This is a genomic window from Catonella morbi ATCC 51271, assembly GCF_000160035.2.
Taxonomy (GTDB): domain Bacteria; phylum Bacillota; class Clostridia; order Lachnospirales; family Lachnospiraceae; genus Catonella; species Catonella morbi.
Genome location: NZ_KI535366.1, coordinates 112,574 through 129,035 on the forward strand (window position 1 = coordinate 112,574; position 16,462 = coordinate 129,035).

Genomic DNA, 16,462 nt, shown 5'->3' on the forward strand with positions numbered 1-16,462 from the left:
TATGAACAGAAACAGATTTTTTGTAATAGAATTATTGACGGTGGTGGCTTTGGTAGTATTGGACTTGCTTACCAAACAGCTCGCTGTTAAATATTTATCAGATGGTAAATTAACCGTAATAAACGGAGTATTCAGTTTTACCCTGCTTGAAGGAGGCAATTCAGGAGCGGCTTTCGGTTTATTTCAAGGTGGATTCTGGATATTTACAGTTATTACTGTAGTTGTAATAGCTTTAGTAATCTTTGGCTTGAAGAAAATAATTGCCGAAAAAAGATATTTTCCAATGCATTTTGCATTGGTTTTGTTGCTTGCGGGAGCTTTAGGAAATTTTGCTGACAGAGTTCTTACTATGATTAAGTATGGACATAGTTATGTGATAGATTTTTTGTATTTTGAATTAATTAATTTTCCTATTTTCAATGTTGCAGACTGTTACGTAACTATAGCGGCATTTACTATGCTAATCTTTGGAATATTTTATTACAAGGATGAGGATTTTGATAAAATGCTTGGCAGGGTGAAGAATGAAGTTAAATGATGAAAATATAAAAAATGATGAATGGGATACAGAATTCTTGTCGGATGAAGTTATAGAACTTTCTGTGGTATCTGAGGATTCGGGAGAGAGGATAGACAAATATCTCTCAGGAAAACTTACGGAATATTCCAGATCATATCTGAAAGGGCTTATTGATGAAGGTAAGGTCAGGGTGGAAGGAAAGCCTGTAAAGAGCAGTTTTAAAGTAACAGAGGGAATAAATATTTCTATCAGTATACCTCCGGTGAAGGAGGCAGAAATAATTCCTGAAAATATTCCGCTTGACATACTTTACGAGGATGAAGACGTAATCCTTATAAATAAGCCTAAGGGCATGGTAGTTCATCCTGCGGCGGGACATTATACAGGAACACTTGTAAATGCGCTTATGTATCATTGCAGAGACAATCTTTCGGGAATAAACGGAGAACTTCGTCCGGGTATTGTGCACCGCATAGACATGGATACAACCGGAGTGATAATTGCCTGCAAAAACGACGTTTCTCACAGAATAATTGCGGAGCAGTTAAAGGAACACAGTATCAAGAGGAAATATCAGGCTATAGTTTACGGTGTGTTTAAGGATGAAGAAGGCCGAATTGAAGGTTCTATAGGAAGGTCTAAAACAGATCGAAAAAAAATGGCTGTTATACCTGATGGCAAGCCTGCTGTGACTCATTACAGGGTTATCAGAAATTATACATCTCCCAACGGGAATAACTTCGCACATATTGAGTGTGAGCTTGAAACAGGAAGAACACATCAGATAAGAGTCCATATGACAAGTATAGGACATCCACTGCTTGGTGATGAAATCTACGGAGCGGCTAAAAATCCTTTTAAGTTAGACGGACAGGCACTTCATGCCGAGATGCTTGGATTTGTACATCCAAGAACAGGGGAGTATATGGAGTTTCATGCTCCCTTACCTGAGTATTTCAGTAAGTTGCTTACAAAATTAGCCTGAGATGGACTATATTAAACAGTGAACTATAAAAATATTATTCTTACATAAACCCTTACATAAAAAATATTTAAAAACCCTATTGACATATTCTTTTCAGTAATGTATACTTGTCTTCGTTGTCAAACAATACAACTTGCTAAGGCCTGTTGGTCAAGGGGTTAAGACGCTGCCCTCTCACGGCAGAAACAGGGGTTCGATTCCCCTACAGGCTATTATTTTTTTAGAAGTGAACCGTTAGAGGTTCGCTTTTTTTATGTAAACAGGAAATTTTTAATGATTAATTGTTTAACCGGATAAGGAGATTTATGAGCAAAAGAGAAAATTATGAGAAAAAAGCGGAAGCACTTATTTTACCTATCATAAATAAGAATAATTATGAACTGGTAGATGTGGAATTTGTAAGAGAAGGCTCAAATTGGTTCCTTAGGGCTTATGTAGACAAGGAAGGAGGCTTTTCCGTTAATGATTGTGAAAAGGTAAGCCGCGAGTTTTCGGATCTTTTGGATAAAGAAGATTTTATTGAGGAATCATATATATTGGAAATAAGTTCTCCGGGACTTGGAAGACCTCTTAAGAAGGACAAGGATTTTGAAAGAAGTATAGGAGAAGAGGTTGAGGTTAAACTGTATAAAGCTTTTGAAGAGCAGAAGGAATTTTCGGGCACTTTGGAAGCTTATGATGCACAGACTGTAACTATAGGCTTTGAAGACAACACTGAGAAAACCTTTGAAAGAAAAAATATAGCCTTGATAAGATTAGCGATTGATTTCTGAAAAGAGCAATGGAGGTAATTAAGAAAATGAGAAAAAAAGAGCAGCTTGATAACAGCAAGGAGCTGATAGAAGCTCTTGATCAGCTTGAAAAAACAAATGATATCAGCAAGGAAATCATACTTGAAGCGGTTGAGAATTCACTTCTTGTAGCCTGCAAGGATGAGTTTGGAAAAGCTGATAACATTAAGGTTACTATCAACAGAGAGAACGGTAAAGTAAGCGTGCTTTCAGAAAAGACCGTTGTAGAGACAGTTGAAGATCCTATAACTCAGATAAGTCTGGCAGAAGCAAAAGAGACTTTTCCGAATGCAGTTGAAGGACAGGTAGTAAATATAGTAATTACTCCCAAAAACTTTGGAAGAATTGCGGCTCAGAAAGCTAAGCAGGTTGTAGTTCAGAAAATAAGGGAAGAGGAAAGAAAAGTTCTTTTCAATCAGTATTTTGCTAAAGAGCACGATATTGTAACAGGTATAGTTCAGAGATATACAGGTGGAAATATAAGTATTAATCTTGGAAAAGTAGATGCCCTGTTATCTGAATCCGAAAGGGTTAAAACTGAAAAATTCAGTTCGACAGACAGAATTAAACTTTATGTGGTTGAAGTTAAAGATACGTCAAAAGGACCCAGAATCACAGTTTCAAGAACTCATCCGGATTTGGTAAAAAGACTTTTTGAGTCGGAAGTAACTGAGATTAAAGACGGTACGGTTGAAATAAAGAGTATTTCAAGAGAGGCCGGCTCCAGAACTAAAATCGCGGTATATTCAAACAATCCGGAAGTAGATGCGGTAGGGGCCTGTGTGGGACTTAACCGTTCGAGAGTTGAGGCTGTTGTAGATGAGCTTAGAGGAGAAAAGATAGATATAGTTGTATGGAGTGAAGATCCAAGAGTATTTATTATGAATGCACTTTCTCCTGCAAGGGCTATATCGGTGGAAGCGGATCCTGAAGAAAAGACAGCTAAGGTTATAGTTGCAGATTCACAGCTTTCTCTTGCTATCGGAAAAGAAGGACAAAATGCAAGACTTGCTGCAAGGCTTACAGGATATAAGATAGATATTAAGAGTGAATCACAGATATTATCCGAATAAAGAGGTATAGGATGAATAATCCACAGAGAACTTGTATTGCTTGTAAAAGCGTGAAAGATAAAAAGGACTTAATCAGAATTGTACGCACCAAAGAGGGTGAAACAGAACTTGATATGACAGGCAGGAAGAACGGCAGAGGAGCCTATATCTGCAAGGATATAAAGTGTTTTGAGAGCCTGAAAAAGTCAAGAGGTCTGGACCGCTCGTTTAAGTCACAGATTTCACCCGGTGTATATGATAAATTAACTGATGAATTAAATTCGTTATAGGAAGGTGGATATGGATAAAGATAAGGTATTGTCTTATTTGGGACTTGCAAGAAAGGCGGGGAAGCTTGCAGTAGGTGAGTTTCTTACCGAAAATGCCATCTATGCAAAAAAAGCTTTGCTTGTTATAGTTGCGGAAGATGCATCGGACAATACTAAAAAGAAATTCACCGACAGATGTAATCATCATAAAGTTCCGCTTAGATTTTATAAGACAAAAGAAGAACTTGGAAATGCTACAGGCTCTGCATTGAAAGCATCAATGGCAGTACTTGATGAGGGGTTTTCAAAAGCAATCTTAAATATATTGAACTAGCTATTAAATGGGAAAGGCGATAAAATGTCTAAAATTAAAGTAAGTGAGTTGGCGGCTGAGGTAAATTTAAAGAGTAAGGAAGTTGTTGATTTTCTTCATGAAAACGGCTATGAAAATGTGAAAAATATGAACAGTATCTTGAGTGAAGAAGAGGAGAAAACCGTACGTATGAAGTTTGCTCCCGAGACTATAAAAAAAGTTAAACCTGAACCAAAAGCCGAAGCCAAACCAAAACGTGTAAAACAGACTTCTGCTCCGAAACCAATGAAGCAGACTTTTGATGGAAGACCACCGGAAGTTCGTGAAGCGGCGGAAAGAAAAGCTAAGAAGATTTCTGCCGAAGCTGAAGCAAAGAAAGCTTTGCAGAAGGAAGAATCAGGTGCTAAGGAAGCTAAGGTTAAAGAGATTAAATCTGAAGAGGCTAAAATGGCTGAGGCTAAGTCCGCTAAAAACGAGTCTACTGCTGTAGAAAAAGAGACTAAGGTTAAAGAGCCTAAAGTAAAAGAATCTCAAGGTGAAGCAAAAGAACAGAAGGCTGTTCAAGCTAAAGAACCGGAAGAGAAAGTTGTTTCCGAATCACCTTCTGTTTCTCCGGAAGAAGCTGCAATCGCATTTGCAAGAAAGAAGGCAAGTCAGGCCGCAGCTTTAAATAGTGATAAGCCGGGTAAAAGCAATGCCTCCGGTTCGGGCAATAAAGCTCAGAAACAGGGAGACAGAAAAAGAGCTGACAGACCTCAGGGACAAAGAGATTCTTCAAAAGAGGGGAACAGAGAAAACCGTTCCAGACAGGGAGATGGGCAGAATAAGAACGAAGGGTTTAGAGGTGGCAGAAACTCAGAAAGACCTCAGGGACAAAGAGGTGACAAGCCTTTCAACAAGGATGGGAATTCATCAAATGACAGGAGAGGTGCTGCGGGTGGCAGCCGTAACGGTAATAATGCAGGAGCAAGAGGCGGTCAGTCAAGAGGCCAGAGCAGTGCCGGTGGCGAAGAACGTATTATAACCAAGACAGGCAATCGTGACAGAGAGCGCGAAAGAGAGCGCGAGAAAGCTAAAGAAAGAGAGCGTGCCGAGAAGAATCTCGGTAAGCGTTTTGACAAGAACAAAGTGCTTTCAAATATCGATGATGACGATACTGTAGCGCACAGAAAGAAGAAAGATCCTAACAGAAAGGGAGCCTTCATTAAGCCTGAGGTTGTAGCCAAGCCTGTTGAAGAGGATACAATCAAGAATATTGTTATTCCTGATGCCCTGACTATTAAGGAACTTGCCGATAAGATGAAGATTCAGCCTTCAGCAATTATTAAAAAGCTTTTCTTACAGGGCAAAATGTATACCGTAACCCAGGATATAAGCTTTGAAGAGGCTGAAGAGATTGCGTTAGAATATAATATTATCTGTGAGCTGGAAGAGCCTGTTGACTTGGTTGCAGAGCTTCTTAAGGAAGATGAAGAGGATGAGGCTCTTATGGAAAGAAGACCTCCTGTAGTCTGCGTAATGGGACATGTTGACCATGGTAAGACTTCCCTTCTGGATGCAATCCGTTCAACCAATGTAACAAGCCGTGAGGCAGGAGGTATTACACAGAGTATAGGTGCTTCTGTGGTTATGATTGATGGGAAGAAGATTACCTTCCTCGATACGCCTGGACATGAAGCGTTTACAGCTATGCGTATGCGTGGAGCAAAATCTACCGATATAGCTATTCTTGTGGTGGCTGCTGATGACGGAGTAATGCCGCAGACTGTTGAGGCTATAAACCATGCTAAGGCTGCCGGAATTGAGATTATTGTTGCAATCAATAAGATAGATAAACCAAGTGCCAATATAGATAAGGTTAAGCAGGAGCTTACAGAATATGAGCTTATTCCTGAGGATTGGGGTGGTTCAACCATCTTTGTTCCTGTTTCGGCTCATTCTAAAGAAGGTATACCACAGCTTCTTGAAATGGTACTTCTTACTGCTGATGTGGCTGAATATAAGGCTAATCCAAACAGAGATGCAAGAGGTATTGTTATCGAGGCAAGTCTTGATAAAGGCAGAGGTCCTGTTGCTACTGTGCTCGTACAGAAGGGTACCTTACATGTAGGTGACTCTATTTCAATCGGTTCTTCTTTTGGTAAAGTAAGAGCTATGCTTGACGATAAGGGAAACAATGTGGCGGAAGCCGGTCCTTCCATACCTGTGGAAATACTTGGTCTTAACGGAGTTCCTAATTCCGGTGACACAATGCTCAGTTTCAAGGATGATAAGGAGGCCAGAGCTGCGGCTGAAACATTTATTGCGCAGGATAAGGCAAGACTTATAGATGAGAGCAGAAAGAAACTTTCTCTTGACGGACTCTTCGACCAGATTAAGGCAGGTACAGTAAAAGAGCTTAATGTTATTATTAAGGCAGATGTTCAGGGCTCGGTTGAGGCTATTAAGCAGAGTCTTATTAAGCTTAATAATGAAGAAGTTGCAATCAGAGTTATACATGGCGCAGTCGGTGCAATCAATGAGTCTGATATTTCTCTTGCAAGTGCTTCCAATGCGATTGTAATCGGATTTAATGTAAGAATGGATGCGGTGGCAAAAGATACTGCGGATAGGGAGAAAGTTGATGTAAGACTTTATAAGGTTATATACAGTATTATTTCTGATGTAGAATCTGCTATGAAGGGTATGCTTGAGCCTATTTATGAGGAAAAAGTAATAGGACATGCAGAAATCAGGCAGGTATTTAAGGCTTCGGGAATCGGTAATATAGCAGGTTCATTTGTACTTGACGGTAAGATAATAAGAGGCTGCAAGGCCAGAATTACAAGAGATAAAGACCTTATATTTGAAGGAAATCTGGCTTCGCTTAAGAGATTTAAGGATGATGTCAAGGAAGTAAATGCAGGCTATGAATGTGGTCTTGTATTTGAGAAATTTAATGATGTAAAAGAGGAAGATAAGGTTGAGCTTTATCAGATGGTAGAAGTTCCAAGGAGTTAGAATGCGTAAAAACAGTATTAAAAATGTCAGAATAAATTCCGAGGTTCAGAGAGCTTTAAGTGAACTTATCAGAATGGGAGTGAAAGACCCAAGGGTAAGCTCACTTACTTCCGTAACGGATGTTGAGGTAGCTCCTGACCTAAAGACTGCCAAGGTATTTGTAAGTGTGCTCGGAGATGAAAAGAAGCAGAAGGATACCTTGGAAGGACTTAAAAGTGCAATGCCGTATCTTAGAAGCCAGCTTGCAAAGAGTATCAATCTTAGAAATACTCCTGAGCTTAGATTTCATCTTGATACTTCTATTGAATACGGAATGCATATGTCTGCACTCATTAATCAGGTTAAGGCGAAAGATAAGGCAGAAGATTCAGAAGAAGATAATGACTAAGTCTTACTTATCATAGGAGGCACAATGTTTGTAGGAAATTATAATTTGGTTCATATTTTAGACCTTGTTAAAGATGCTGATACAGTAGCTGTCGCAGGTCATGTTAATCCTGACGGAGATTGTGTCGGCTCTACACTGGCTATTTATAATTATTTAAAAAAATCAGGCAAAAATGTAGATGTATATTTAGAGCCTATTGGCAGAGAATTTGATGAGCTGCCGGGTTCTGAATTTATCAAGAATGAGCCTGAAGATAAAGCTTATGATGTATTTTTTATGTTGGATCTCGGAGACGTAGAAAGAATAGGAGTAGTTTCAAAGCTTTTTGATAAAGCGGGAAAAACTATCTGCCTGGATCATCATATAACAAGTAAGGGTGTGGCTGATGAGAATTATATAATTACATCACTCAGCTCTACCTGTGAGCTTATATATGAAATGATGGATATAGACTTAATTGATAAGGATGTTGCAACCTGTCTTTATACAGGTATTATACACGATACAGGTGTGTTCCATCATAACTGTACCTCAAAGCGTACAATGGAAATTGCAGGTGAGCTTATGGCAAAGGGAATTGACTTTGGTCATATAATAGACCATAATTTTTACTCTAAGACATATAAGCAAAATCAGGTACTTGGAAGATGTCTTATGGAAAGTATGCTGCTATGGGAAGGTACAGGTGTAGTTTCATATCTTACCCGCAAGGAAATGGACTTTTACATGGTAGGTGATAATGATCTCAGCGGAATTATAGATCAGTTAAGACTTACAGAAGGTGTAAAGATAGCTATTTTTATCAGTGAAAGAGAACCTCACTCATTTAAGGTAAGTATGCGTTCAACAGTAACTGATTTAGATGTAAGTAAGGTAGCTGCATTTTTTGGCGGTGGTGGTCATAAAATGGCTGCCGGCTGTACCATATCAGGCGGAACAGTGCATGATGTAATCAATAATCTTACAAAACAAATACAATTTCAGTTGCATGCAAAGGGTTATATTTAATGATAAACGGAGTCATAAATGTATATAAAGAAGTAGGCTATACTTCTCGAGATGCAGTATCCAGACTTACAGGTATTCTTAGGCAGCGCAAAATCGGTCATACGGGAACACTTGATCCTGCAGCCGAGGGTGTGCTGCCTATGTGTGTTGGTAAAGCAACTAAACTATGTGAATTGCTTACAGGCCATAAGAAGCAGTATATTGCCGTAATGAAACTTGGAATAGCCACTGATACAGAGGATACTACAGGCGAAATAACCGAGAAGACAAATTATCCTGAAAACTGGTATGAAGAAAATCTGACTGCAGAGAATTTAACAAAAATAACAGATAAATTTATTGGTACACAATTTCAGACTCCGCCTATGTACTCCGCTAAAAGAGTGAATGGCAGGAGGCTTTATGAACTTGCAAGAGAGGGTAAAGTAATAGAGCGCAAACCCTGTGAAATTACCGTTTACGGAATAGAGATAAAGAATATTGATATCATCAACAGAGAAATTACTGTAATTGTTGATTGCTCAAAGGGAACCTATATAAGAACTCTTTGTAAAGATATTGGTGAAGCTTTGGGCTGCAAGGCAGCCATGAAAAGTCTTTTAAGAACAAGAACAGGTGATTTTTATTTAGAAAACAGTTATAAGCTGGATGAAATAGAAAAAATTGTTAAAGAAAACAGGGTTGATGAGATAATTATTCCGATAGAGAAGATTTTTTATAATCTGAGAAGAATAGATGTAACAGGTTATGCCGGTGTTTTACTTGACAATGGCGGAATAGTTAATATGGAAGAGGCAAGACTTGAACCGGGTTTCGATAATATTAAAGATGGTGAAAAGTTTAGAATGTATAATAAAGATGGGGAATTTAAAGCCGTCTACTGTTATTATGAGAAGATAAATGCATTGAAAATAGATAAGATGTTTTGAGGTGGTGAATGAATGGAGTATATTCAGGGAAGCGACTTTAAATTGTCTGATACTGCTGTAACCATAGGCAAATTTGACGGTCTGCACTTGGGACATAAAGAGCTTATTAACGAAGTGCTGAGTAGTAACGGACTTACAAAGGTATTATTTACTTTTGATGTAAATCCTTTGAGCAAGTTCTTTGACAGGACAATGAGAGTGATTGATACCAATGAAGAAAGAAGAATGTTAGTTCAGAACTTTGGCTTGGATTATATGATTAATTTTCCTTTTGACAAAGAGACAATTAATACATCTGCGGATGACTTTATAAAAAACATAATCCATGATAAATTAGGTGCAAAAAAGCTTGTGGTTGGTACGGATTTTAGGTTTGGTAAAGGCAGGCTCGGAGATGTGGATTATCTTGAAAAAAGAAGCGGAGATTTTGGTTATGAACTAAAAGTTATAGCTAAAAAGGTTATGTATGGAGAGGAAATTTCTAGCACCAGAATCAGAGAGCTTATAAAAAAGGGAGATATAAAAACTGTAAATGATTTGCTTGGAAGGACTTTTTCTGTTTCCGGAATAATTATACATGGCAATCATTTGGGACATACTGTAGGTATGCCTACCATAAACATAAAACCTGACGAAAATAAATTGCTTCCGCCATTTGGAGTATATGCTTCAGATACTGAGTTGGACGGTAAAATATACAGGGGAATAACCAATATTGGGGTAAAACCTACTATAAGTGAAAATAATGCTGTAGGAGTTGAAACCTGGTTATTTGGATTAAATGAGGATGTTTACGGGCATTTTGCAAAAGTAAATCTACTTGACTTTATTAGACCCGAAATGAAATTTGCATCTCTGGAAGAGGTTAAAAAGCAGGTTAATATTGATGTAATTAAGGCTAAGGAGATTTAATACGGGAGGGAATATGGTTTTAGAAGAAAGTATCACTGCCATTAAGGGTATCGGTAATAAAACCGCAGCCCTCCTTAACAAGCTCGGTATTTATACCAAGAGAGACATAATAAAATATTTTCCGAGAAATTATGATAAGTATGAAAAAATAACTCCGATAAGTTCACTTAAAAACGGTATGACTGCAGTTATTTCTGCAATACCGGCTTCAGCACCGATATTAAAACAGATGGGCAAGAAAAGCATTTTAATCTGTGAAGTAACTGACGGAAGCGGTAAAATAGAGCTGAATTGGTTTAATATGCCTTTTATGAAAACTAAACTTTCTAAAGGGGTACATAATATCTTTCGTGGTAGGGTATCTAGAAATGGAAAGTTTATTCGTATAGTTCAGCCCGAAATACTTACAGAAGCTGAATACCGAAGGAAGACTGAGGTACTCCAGCCGATTTATAGGCTTACAAAAGGAGTAACAAGCAATTTGTTAAGAAAGTCTATAAAAGAAGTACTTGTTGAGGTTATTTCAGGTATTGACTATCTTCCGCAAAATATCAAAAAAGACAATTCTCTTATTTCCCTTAAAGATGCCTTACAGGAAATACATTTCCCCAAGTCCTATGATACTTTAATTGAGGCGAGAAGAAGACTTGTATTTGATGAATTTTTCCTGTTTGCGCTTTCTATTGACAGATTAAAACAGGGAAGAGAAGAAAACGGAAGTTCTTATGTTGTAGAAAAGAGTTCTACAACTGTAGATTTTATTTCCTCGCTTCCATTTTCGCTTACAAACGCCCAACAAAAAGTTTGGGAAGAAATAGAAAATGATCTCACATCCGGGTTTAGGATGAACAGGCTTGTACAGGGAGATGTCGGTTCAGGAAAAACCCTGCTTGCAATACTGGCTTGTCTGCTTATGACTAAAAACGGCTATCAGTCGAGTGTTATGGTGCCTACCGAGGTACTTGCAAGACAGCATTTTGAAAGTTTTTCTACAATGCTGGAACAATATGGAATCAGAGTTGTACTACTCACGGGCTCTGTTAAAGGCAGGGAGAGAAAGGAAACTTTAAGCAGGATAGAAAATCATGAAGCTGATATTATTATAGGCACTCATGCTCTTATACAGGAGAAGGTGGTCTATGATAAACTGGCATTAGTCATTACTGATGAACAGCACCGTTTCGGTGTGAAGCAGAGAGAGAAACTTGCGGACAAGGGCATTGAACCTCATATTATGGTTATGAGTGCCACACCTATTCCCAGAACCTTAGCAGTAATATTATACGGAGATTTGGATATTTCCATAGTGAATGAACTTCCGGCTGACAGACTGCCTATTAAAAACTGTGTAGTTGATGAAGACTACAGGATGACGGCCTATAAGTTTATTTTAAGTGAAGTAAACAAAGGACATCAGGCTTATATTATCTGTCCCATGGTAGAAAAATCAGAAGAGAATGATGAACTTTCCGATGTAATCAGCTACACCGAAGAACTTACTTCTCTGATTGGAAATAAAGCCAAAATTAAATATCTTCATGGCAAGATGAAGAATGATGAGAAAAATCAGATTATGGAAGAGTTCTCTGATGGCAGGATAGATATCTTGATATCAACTACAGTTGTAGAAGTGGGCGTTAATGTACCGAATGCAACAGTTATGATGATTGAAAATGCGGACCGCTTCGGTCTTGCGTCTCTTCATCAGCTCAGAGGCCGTATAGGCAGAGGAAATGCACAGTCTTACTGTATATTTATGTCCGGTAATACTTCTAAAGAGGCTATGGAAAGACTTAACATTCTTAATAAATCAAATGATGGTTTTAAGATAGCGGAAGAGGATATGAAACTTCGCGGACCGGGAGATGTATTCGGTATAAGACAGAGCGGAGAAATGGCATTTAATCTGGGAGATATCATCGGAGATGCGGATATTTTAAAAATAACTTCTGAAACTGTAAAATGCATGAGTGACAAAATCAAAAATGAATGTTATGATAGAGGAAGGAATTTTTACTCAGATGGATTTGTTTACGGAGAAGATGTAATGACTCTTTAGATGTTTATGGATAGGGGATGTTTATGTATACAAATGCAGGGCAGGTCTTTGATATAGCAAAGGCTAATTATAGAGCACTTATTGGCTATTGTTCCAAATTAGAGCGTGAAGGCTATTTTATACAGGCAGAGAAGATTCTTCACAAGACTATTTTTCAGACTTTAGACTTGTATATACAGTCACTTTTAATCAATATTGCAATCTATGGCGGAAAATTAGGTGAAGATGAGGTTAAATTCATAGTTTCGCTTCCGGATAGTAAACAGTATGATATCTCGGATGTTGAAGATATAAGCGGAGAAATAATAAGACAGGCTGATGCGGTAGTTAAAGCTCCGCCGATTATTATGCAACTTTGTTCTTTGCGTGACAGAGAGAAGAACTCCAATATGTCAAGTGCCTATGTAGATATGATTCTCAATATAATAGTTGCGATGTCTTATCTTAATGCAAACAGAGACGAGTTCCTTCCTCAGTTTATAATAGACTACTATAGTTCGGTTAAGGCCTTTGTTTTCTTTTCGGACAGGGCGGAACGTATAAATGAAAGATATTTGTTCCGCAAGGCATCAGGCGACATAGGTATGCCGGGAGAAGGTTTTTCGGATGAGGAAGCAAAGGATAATAACGAAGAAAAGGATGCTGATGAAGTTGTGCCTATTCTAAAAGAAGTTACGGCAAATGAGCAGCCTGTTAAAAATGAAGATTTACCTAAGGTAGCCGTTCCCGAACCTATTCCTTTTAAGGAAGAAGACAGGAAAAAGCGGCTTGATGAACTGGTTGGCGAGCTTGAAGCACTTGTAGGATTAGAAGAAGTTAAGAATGAAGTTAATTCATTAATAAATCTTATTAATATAAGACAGCTCAGAAAGAAAAAAGGACTTCCGTCTCCGGATATGTCATATCATATGGTATTCACAGGCAGTCCGGGTACGGGAAAGACAACGGTTGCCAGACTTATAGCGAGTATTTACAAGGAGCTTGGAGTTCTTTCAAAGGGCGGACTTATAGAGGTTGACCGTTCGGGACTGGTTGCCGGTTATGTCGGGCAGACAGCCTTAAAGGTTACGGAGGTTGTAAATAAGGCACTGGGAGGTGTATTATTTATAGATGAAGCCTATTCTCTGTCATCGCCGGGAGCGGCAAATGATTTTGGGAGCGAGGCTATAGATACTCTTGTGAAGCTGATGGAAGACCATAGAGATGATCTTGTTGTTATAGTGGCAGGTTATACCAAAGAAATGAATGATTTTCTTCAGGCTAACACAGGACTTGTTTCAAGATTTAATAAGTTTATTGAATTTAAGGACTACAATGAAGATGAGCTGATAGCTATTATGTATTCTATGGCTTCAAAAATGGAAATGAAACTTGAAGACAGTGCTTTAGAGAAACTTAGGACTTATCTTTCGGGAATGAATGAAAATGCTAAGAGACTTTTCGGAAATGCAAGAGGTATAAGAAATCTTTTCGAAAAAATGCTTGTAGGACAGGCAAACAGACTGTCAGGCATTCCCGAGCCTACCATAGAAGATTTATCAATAATAAAAGCTGAAGACTTTGAATTTTAGGAAAAGGTGATATATAATGAGAGTTATAGCCGGTAGTGCAAGAAGCGTTCCGCTTATTACCCCAAAAGGCTTAGAAACCAGACCGACATCCGATCAGATTAAAGAAACCTTGTTTAATATGCTTCAAGGTTACGTAGAAGGCTCTAATTTCTTAGATCTTTTTGCAGGCAGTGGTCAGATAGGGGTAGAGGCTTTGAGCAGGGGAGCTGTATTTGCTGCCTTTGTAGAAAAATCTGATGAAGCTGTTAATTGTATTAAGGCTAATGTAGATAAAACTAAATTTACGGATAAAGCCTTAGTTCTTAAAATGGAAGCGTTATCAGGACTGAGGGCTTTGGAAATAGAAAAGAAAAAATTTGATATTGTATTTGTAGATCCTCCCTATAATCAGAATCTGGAGCGCGGAATTTTGGATGCAATTATAAATTCGAAGATACTTGACGAAGATGCTATAATTATAGTTGAGGCAAACAAAAATACAGATTTTTCATATGTAGATGATTTTAGCCTTAAAATTGTCAAAGATAAGTTGTATAAGAATAACAGGCATTTGTTCTTAAGAAAAAAATAAATTTGGAGAATGAGCTATGGCAGATGTAAAAAATATTAAAAATTATAGATGATATGTCAGATTATGTTGACAGCCACAATGCAGGTCCTTTATCCAGAGATAAGATAAAGATTTCCAAGGATGAACTGTTTAATTATATTGACAAACTTAGACAGACCTTACCAAATGAGCTTGAAGAGGCGTCAAAGATAACCAAAGCTAAGAATGAAATTTTAAAGGCTGCTATGAACAAGGCGGTTCAGATCGAAGAAGAAGCCAAAAAACAACTTCAAGAGCTTATTAAAGAAGATCAAGTTGTGATTGCCGCTGATAAAGAGGCTCAAAATATTATTGATAATGCAGAAAAAGAAGCTGATGATATTATCAAGGAAGCTGAAGAAATGGCAACCGAGATAAAAATCGGTGCTCTTTCTTATGCAGAAGAGATGCTCGCAACAGTAGAGAAAATGGTTTCTCATAATCTTAAAGTGACTGTGGAAAACTCTGACAGTGTTATAGAGACCTTAAATAATACTCTTGATATAGTTAAGAATAACAGAGATGAATTAAATGCTCAGATTCTTGAGGCCAGAGAAGTTAACGGTTATATCTCGGAAGAAAATGAAGAAGAGGAAACACAGGAAAGATTTACCGTAAAAGTTTCTCCTGAAGATTTTGAAGAAGAGGACTCTGTTCAAAAAGATGACAACAAAGCCCTTGATGAAGAAGATGATGAATTTGATGATGAAGAAGAAGATGATGAACAGCTTTATGACCTCACCAATAAATTCTCATTTAAGAAGAAAAGAGATAAATAAAGCTCTCTGAAGCTTCGTTGTGAGTGTGCAAATTATAATTTTTAAATGAAATCTGACTATATAAAGCAGTCATAAACCTTGTAATTTCAAAGGTTTTTATGGCTGTTTTGTTTTTTAATTTGGAAACATCACTTATTCTTGTAATAAGTTCGACATTTGTGCTGTTTTTAACTTCTCTGCCCACTGCGTTTAATATATCAATAGATTCACTTTTAATTGCAAGAGGCCTTATATAAGGGCAGAGGTCATAAGGCTGATTCATAGCTATGATATCTTTGGTAATTCCTCCGATTATATGATGTAAAACCCTGTCTATTCTTGCGTAAGTGTAGTTTTTTGACCACAAAGAAGCCGCAAAATCATCATAGGCAGAAGCCTTGCCAAACAGATTGCAGATTCTTGAAGCCAGGTCTTCGGTTACATCACTGTATCCGCCAAGAAGTTGTATTGCTGTTTTTTTGTTATTTTTGTAAATAATTTCTCCGAGTTTATAAAATAAAATATCGGAAAAATCATTGTTTTTTATATAGCTTCCGCTTGGATTCAATATATTCTTGGAAGAGTCTGGAAGATATCTTAGGCTTATTTTACCTGAGTTATTGTGCAAGTCCTGTCTTATTGCCTTAGCGGATGCTATATTTGAATCCTGCTTTATATTAATTTCCTCATCATGTAAGACCTCAGCTCTTTTTATTGCAATAGGCTTAATTTTTGAATTTAATCTATGCAGCTTATTCAGATAGGCTATGGCAAGTATGTTATTTGAAGTTTTAAGTAATTCAGCTTCTTTTTCGTAGCCGTTTTTTCTGAGGTAAATATCCCTTGCCTCAGGATAAGCGACTCCGGTAGCCATAATTTTTGCAATATCTTCATTGTGATTTTTTTTAATTAAAAAATTACTGCAATTTACAAGTTCAGTCATATCATCATTTTCCGCACCAAATGATAAACAGTCAACTATTCCGAGTTTATGCGCAAGAGCCACAGCACCGTCTGCGAAGATTTCCGCACTTCCCGTAGATACAGTAGCGGGAAGTTCAAATACGGCGTCGGCACCTGAAAGAAGAGCGGACTCAGCTCTTAGATACCTGTCTATAATTGCAGGCTCGCCTCGCTGAACATAGTTTCCGCTCATAAGAATTACTATGTATTCTGCTTCTGTAATTTTTTTAGTTTCTGCAATATGGTAGGCATGACCGTTGTGAAAAGGATTGTATTCCGCAATTATAGCAGCGACTTTTTTATTATTTACCATAAATCTCCTGATTTTTTGTATTTATTTACAATCATTTTAATA

At 37.7% G+C, this 16,462-nt stretch carries 16 protein-coding genes and 1 tRNA gene; 16 read left to right on the forward strand and 1 reads right to left on the reverse strand.

The window, feature by feature from the left end; genetic code table 11:
• Nucleotide 1 precedes the first annotated feature (1 nt).
• From lspA to GCWU000282_RS00625, 16 genes are all read left to right on the forward strand, one after another.
• Nucleotides 2–538 carry a signal peptidase II gene (gene lspA, locus GCWU000282_RS00550; RefSeq protein WP_023353017.1) on the forward strand — a complete coding sequence of 179 codons (537 nt, stop codon included), beginning with the start codon at nt 2–4 and terminating at the stop codon, nt 536–538.
• A complete protein-coding gene (locus tag GCWU000282_RS00555; protein WP_023353018.1) occupies nt 525–1,505 on the forward strand; it encodes an RluA family pseudouridine synthase in 981 nt (326 codons plus the stop codon). The genes lspA and GCWU000282_RS00555 overlap by 14 nt, the downstream gene beginning before the upstream one ends.
• Before the next feature lie 140 nt (nt 1,506–1,645).
• Nucleotides 1,646–1,717: transfer RNA gene (locus GCWU000282_RS00560), tRNA-Glu, on the forward strand.
• 93 nt (nt 1,718–1,810) lie between these two features.
• Entirely contained in the window at nt 1,811–2,278 is a 468-nt protein-coding gene (gene rimP / locus GCWU000282_RS00565; protein WP_023353019.1) for a ribosome maturation factor RimP, read from the forward strand.
• Between the two features lie 26 nt (nt 2,279–2,304).
• Nucleotides 2,305–3,369 carry a transcription termination factor NusA gene (gene nusA, locus GCWU000282_RS00570; protein WP_035038887.1) on the forward strand — a complete coding sequence of 355 codons (1,065 nt, stop codon included), beginning with the start codon at nt 2,305–2,307 and terminating at the stop codon, nt 3,367–3,369.
• Nucleotides 3,370–3,380: 11 nt separating this feature from the next.
• Nucleotides 3,381–3,638, forward strand: a complete 258-nt coding sequence (gene rnpM, locus GCWU000282_RS00575; RefSeq protein WP_023353021.1) for an RNase P modulator RnpM — start codon at nt 3,381–3,383, stop codon at nt 3,636–3,638.
• Nucleotides 3,639–3,648: 10 nt separating this feature from the next.
• Nucleotides 3,649–3,951, forward strand: a complete 303-nt coding sequence (locus GCWU000282_RS00580) for a L7Ae/L30e/S12e/Gadd45 family ribosomal protein (RefSeq protein WP_023353022.1) — start codon at nt 3,649–3,651, stop codon at nt 3,949–3,951.
• A 24-nt stretch (nt 3,952–3,975) separates the two neighbouring features.
• On the forward strand, nt 3,976–6,930 hold the full coding sequence (gene infB / locus GCWU000282_RS00585; protein WP_023353023.1) for a translation initiation factor IF-2: 2,955 nt from the start codon (nt 3,976–3,978) through the stop codon (nt 6,928–6,930).
• A gap of 1 nt (nt 6,931) precedes the next feature.
• Complete coding sequence (gene rbfA / locus GCWU000282_RS00590) at nt 6,932–7,318, forward strand: 30S ribosome-binding factor RbfA (RefSeq protein ID WP_023353024.1); 387 nt, start codon at nt 6,932–6,934, stop codon at nt 7,316–7,318.
• A gap of 24 nt (nt 7,319–7,342) precedes the next feature.
• Nucleotides 7,343–8,326, forward strand: a complete 984-nt coding sequence (locus GCWU000282_RS00595) for a DHH family phosphoesterase (RefSeq protein ID WP_023353025.1) — start codon at nt 7,343–7,345, stop codon at nt 8,324–8,326.
• The gene (gene truB / locus GCWU000282_RS00600; protein ID WP_023353026.1) at nt 8,326–9,255 is read left to right on the forward strand and encodes a tRNA pseudouridine(55) synthase TruB; all 930 of its coding nucleotides are present in this window, start codon (nt 8,326–8,328) and stop codon (nt 9,253–9,255) included. The genes GCWU000282_RS00595 and truB overlap by 1 nt, the downstream gene beginning before the upstream one ends.
• Before the next feature lie 12 nt (nt 9,256–9,267).
• A complete protein-coding gene (locus tag GCWU000282_RS00605; protein WP_023353027.1) occupies nt 9,268–10,167 on the forward strand; it encodes a bifunctional riboflavin kinase/FAD synthetase in 900 nt (299 codons plus the stop codon).
• A gap of 13 nt (nt 10,168–10,180) precedes the next feature.
• The gene (gene recG, locus GCWU000282_RS00610) at nt 10,181–12,226 is read left to right on the forward strand and encodes an ATP-dependent DNA helicase RecG (protein ID WP_023353028.1); all 2,046 of its coding nucleotides are present in this window, start codon (nt 10,181–10,183) and stop codon (nt 12,224–12,226) included.
• A 23-nt stretch (nt 12,227–12,249) separates the two neighbouring features.
• A complete protein-coding gene (locus GCWU000282_RS16970) occupies nt 12,250–13,797 on the forward strand; it encodes an AAA family ATPase (RefSeq protein ID WP_023353029.1) in 1,548 nt (515 codons plus the stop codon).
• A gap of 16 nt (nt 13,798–13,813) precedes the next feature.
• Nucleotides 13,814–14,368: a 16S rRNA (guanine(966)-N(2))-methyltransferase RsmD gene (rsmD, locus tag GCWU000282_RS00620; RefSeq protein WP_023353030.1), complete on the forward strand. Its 555-nt coding sequence runs from the start codon at nt 13,814–13,816 to the stop codon at nt 14,366–14,368.
• Nucleotides 14,369–14,421: 53 nt separating this feature from the next.
• On the forward strand, nt 14,422–15,165 hold the full coding sequence (locus GCWU000282_RS00625; RefSeq protein WP_023353031.1) for a hypothetical protein: 744 nt from the start codon (nt 14,422–14,424) through the stop codon (nt 15,163–15,165).
• On the opposite strand, the gene GCWU000282_RS15660 is transcribed toward GCWU000282_RS00625, so the two are convergent.
• Nucleotides 15,143–16,420: a tRNA(Met) cytidine acetate ligase gene (locus GCWU000282_RS15660; protein WP_023353032.1), complete on the reverse strand. Its 1,278-nt coding sequence runs from the start codon at nt 16,418–16,420 to the stop codon at nt 15,143–15,145. The two genes, GCWU000282_RS00625 and GCWU000282_RS15660, sit on opposite strands and share 23 nt — an antisense overlap.
• Nucleotides 16,421–16,462: the final 42 nt, after the last annotated feature.

Excerpts from the sequence above, each read along its gene's own strand:
- GCWU000282_RS00605 (WP_023353027.1), top strand. The coding sequence starts at position 9,268 with ATGGAGTATATTCAGGGAAGCGACTTTAAATTGTCTGATACTGCTGTA.
- GCWU000282_RS00625 (WP_023353031.1), top strand. The coding sequence starts at position 14,422 with ATGTCAGATTATGTTGACAGCCACAATGCAGGTCCTTTATCCAGAGAT.
- nusA (WP_035038887.1), top strand. The coding sequence starts at position 2,305 with ATGAGAAAAAAAGAGCAGCTTGATAACAGCAAGGAGCTGATAGAAGCT.
- GCWU000282_RS00580 (WP_023353022.1), top strand. The coding sequence starts at position 3,649 with ATGGATAAAGATAAGGTATTGTCTTATTTGGGACTTGCAAGAAAGGCG.
- GCWU000282_RS00595 (WP_023353025.1), top strand. The coding sequence starts at position 7,343 with ATGTTTGTAGGAAATTATAATTTGGTTCATATTTTAGACCTTGTTAAA.
- infB (WP_023353023.1), top strand. The coding sequence starts at position 3,976 with ATGTCTAAAATTAAAGTAAGTGAGTTGGCGGCTGAGGTAAATTTAAAG.
- truB (WP_023353026.1), top strand. The coding sequence starts at position 8,326 with ATGATAAACGGAGTCATAAATGTATATAAAGAAGTAGGCTATACTTCT.
- GCWU000282_RS16970 (WP_023353029.1), top strand. The coding sequence starts at position 12,250 with ATGTATACAAATGCAGGGCAGGTCTTTGATATAGCAAAGGCTAATTAT.
- lspA (WP_023353017.1), top strand. The coding sequence starts at position 2 with ATGAACAGAAACAGATTTTTTGTAATAGAATTATTGACGGTGGTGGCT.
- recG (WP_023353028.1), top strand. The coding sequence starts at position 10,181 with ATGGTTTTAGAAGAAAGTATCACTGCCATTAAGGGTATCGGTAATAAA.
- rnpM (WP_023353021.1), top strand. The coding sequence starts at position 3,381 with ATGAATAATCCACAGAGAACTTGTATTGCTTGTAAAAGCGTGAAAGAT.
- GCWU000282_RS15660 (WP_023353032.1), bottom strand. The coding sequence starts at position 16,420 with ATGGTAAATAATAAAAAAGTCGCTGCTATAATTGCGGAATACAATCCT.
- rimP (WP_023353019.1), top strand. The coding sequence starts at position 1,811 with ATGAGCAAAAGAGAAAATTATGAGAAAAAAGCGGAAGCACTTATTTTA.
- rsmD (WP_023353030.1), top strand. The coding sequence starts at position 13,814 with ATGAGAGTTATAGCCGGTAGTGCAAGAAGCGTTCCGCTTATTACCCCA.
- GCWU000282_RS00555 (WP_023353018.1), top strand. The coding sequence starts at position 525 with ATGAAGTTAAATGATGAAAATATAAAAAATGATGAATGGGATACAGAA.
- rbfA (WP_023353024.1), top strand. The coding sequence starts at position 6,932 with ATGCGTAAAAACAGTATTAAAAATGTCAGAATAAATTCCGAGGTTCAG.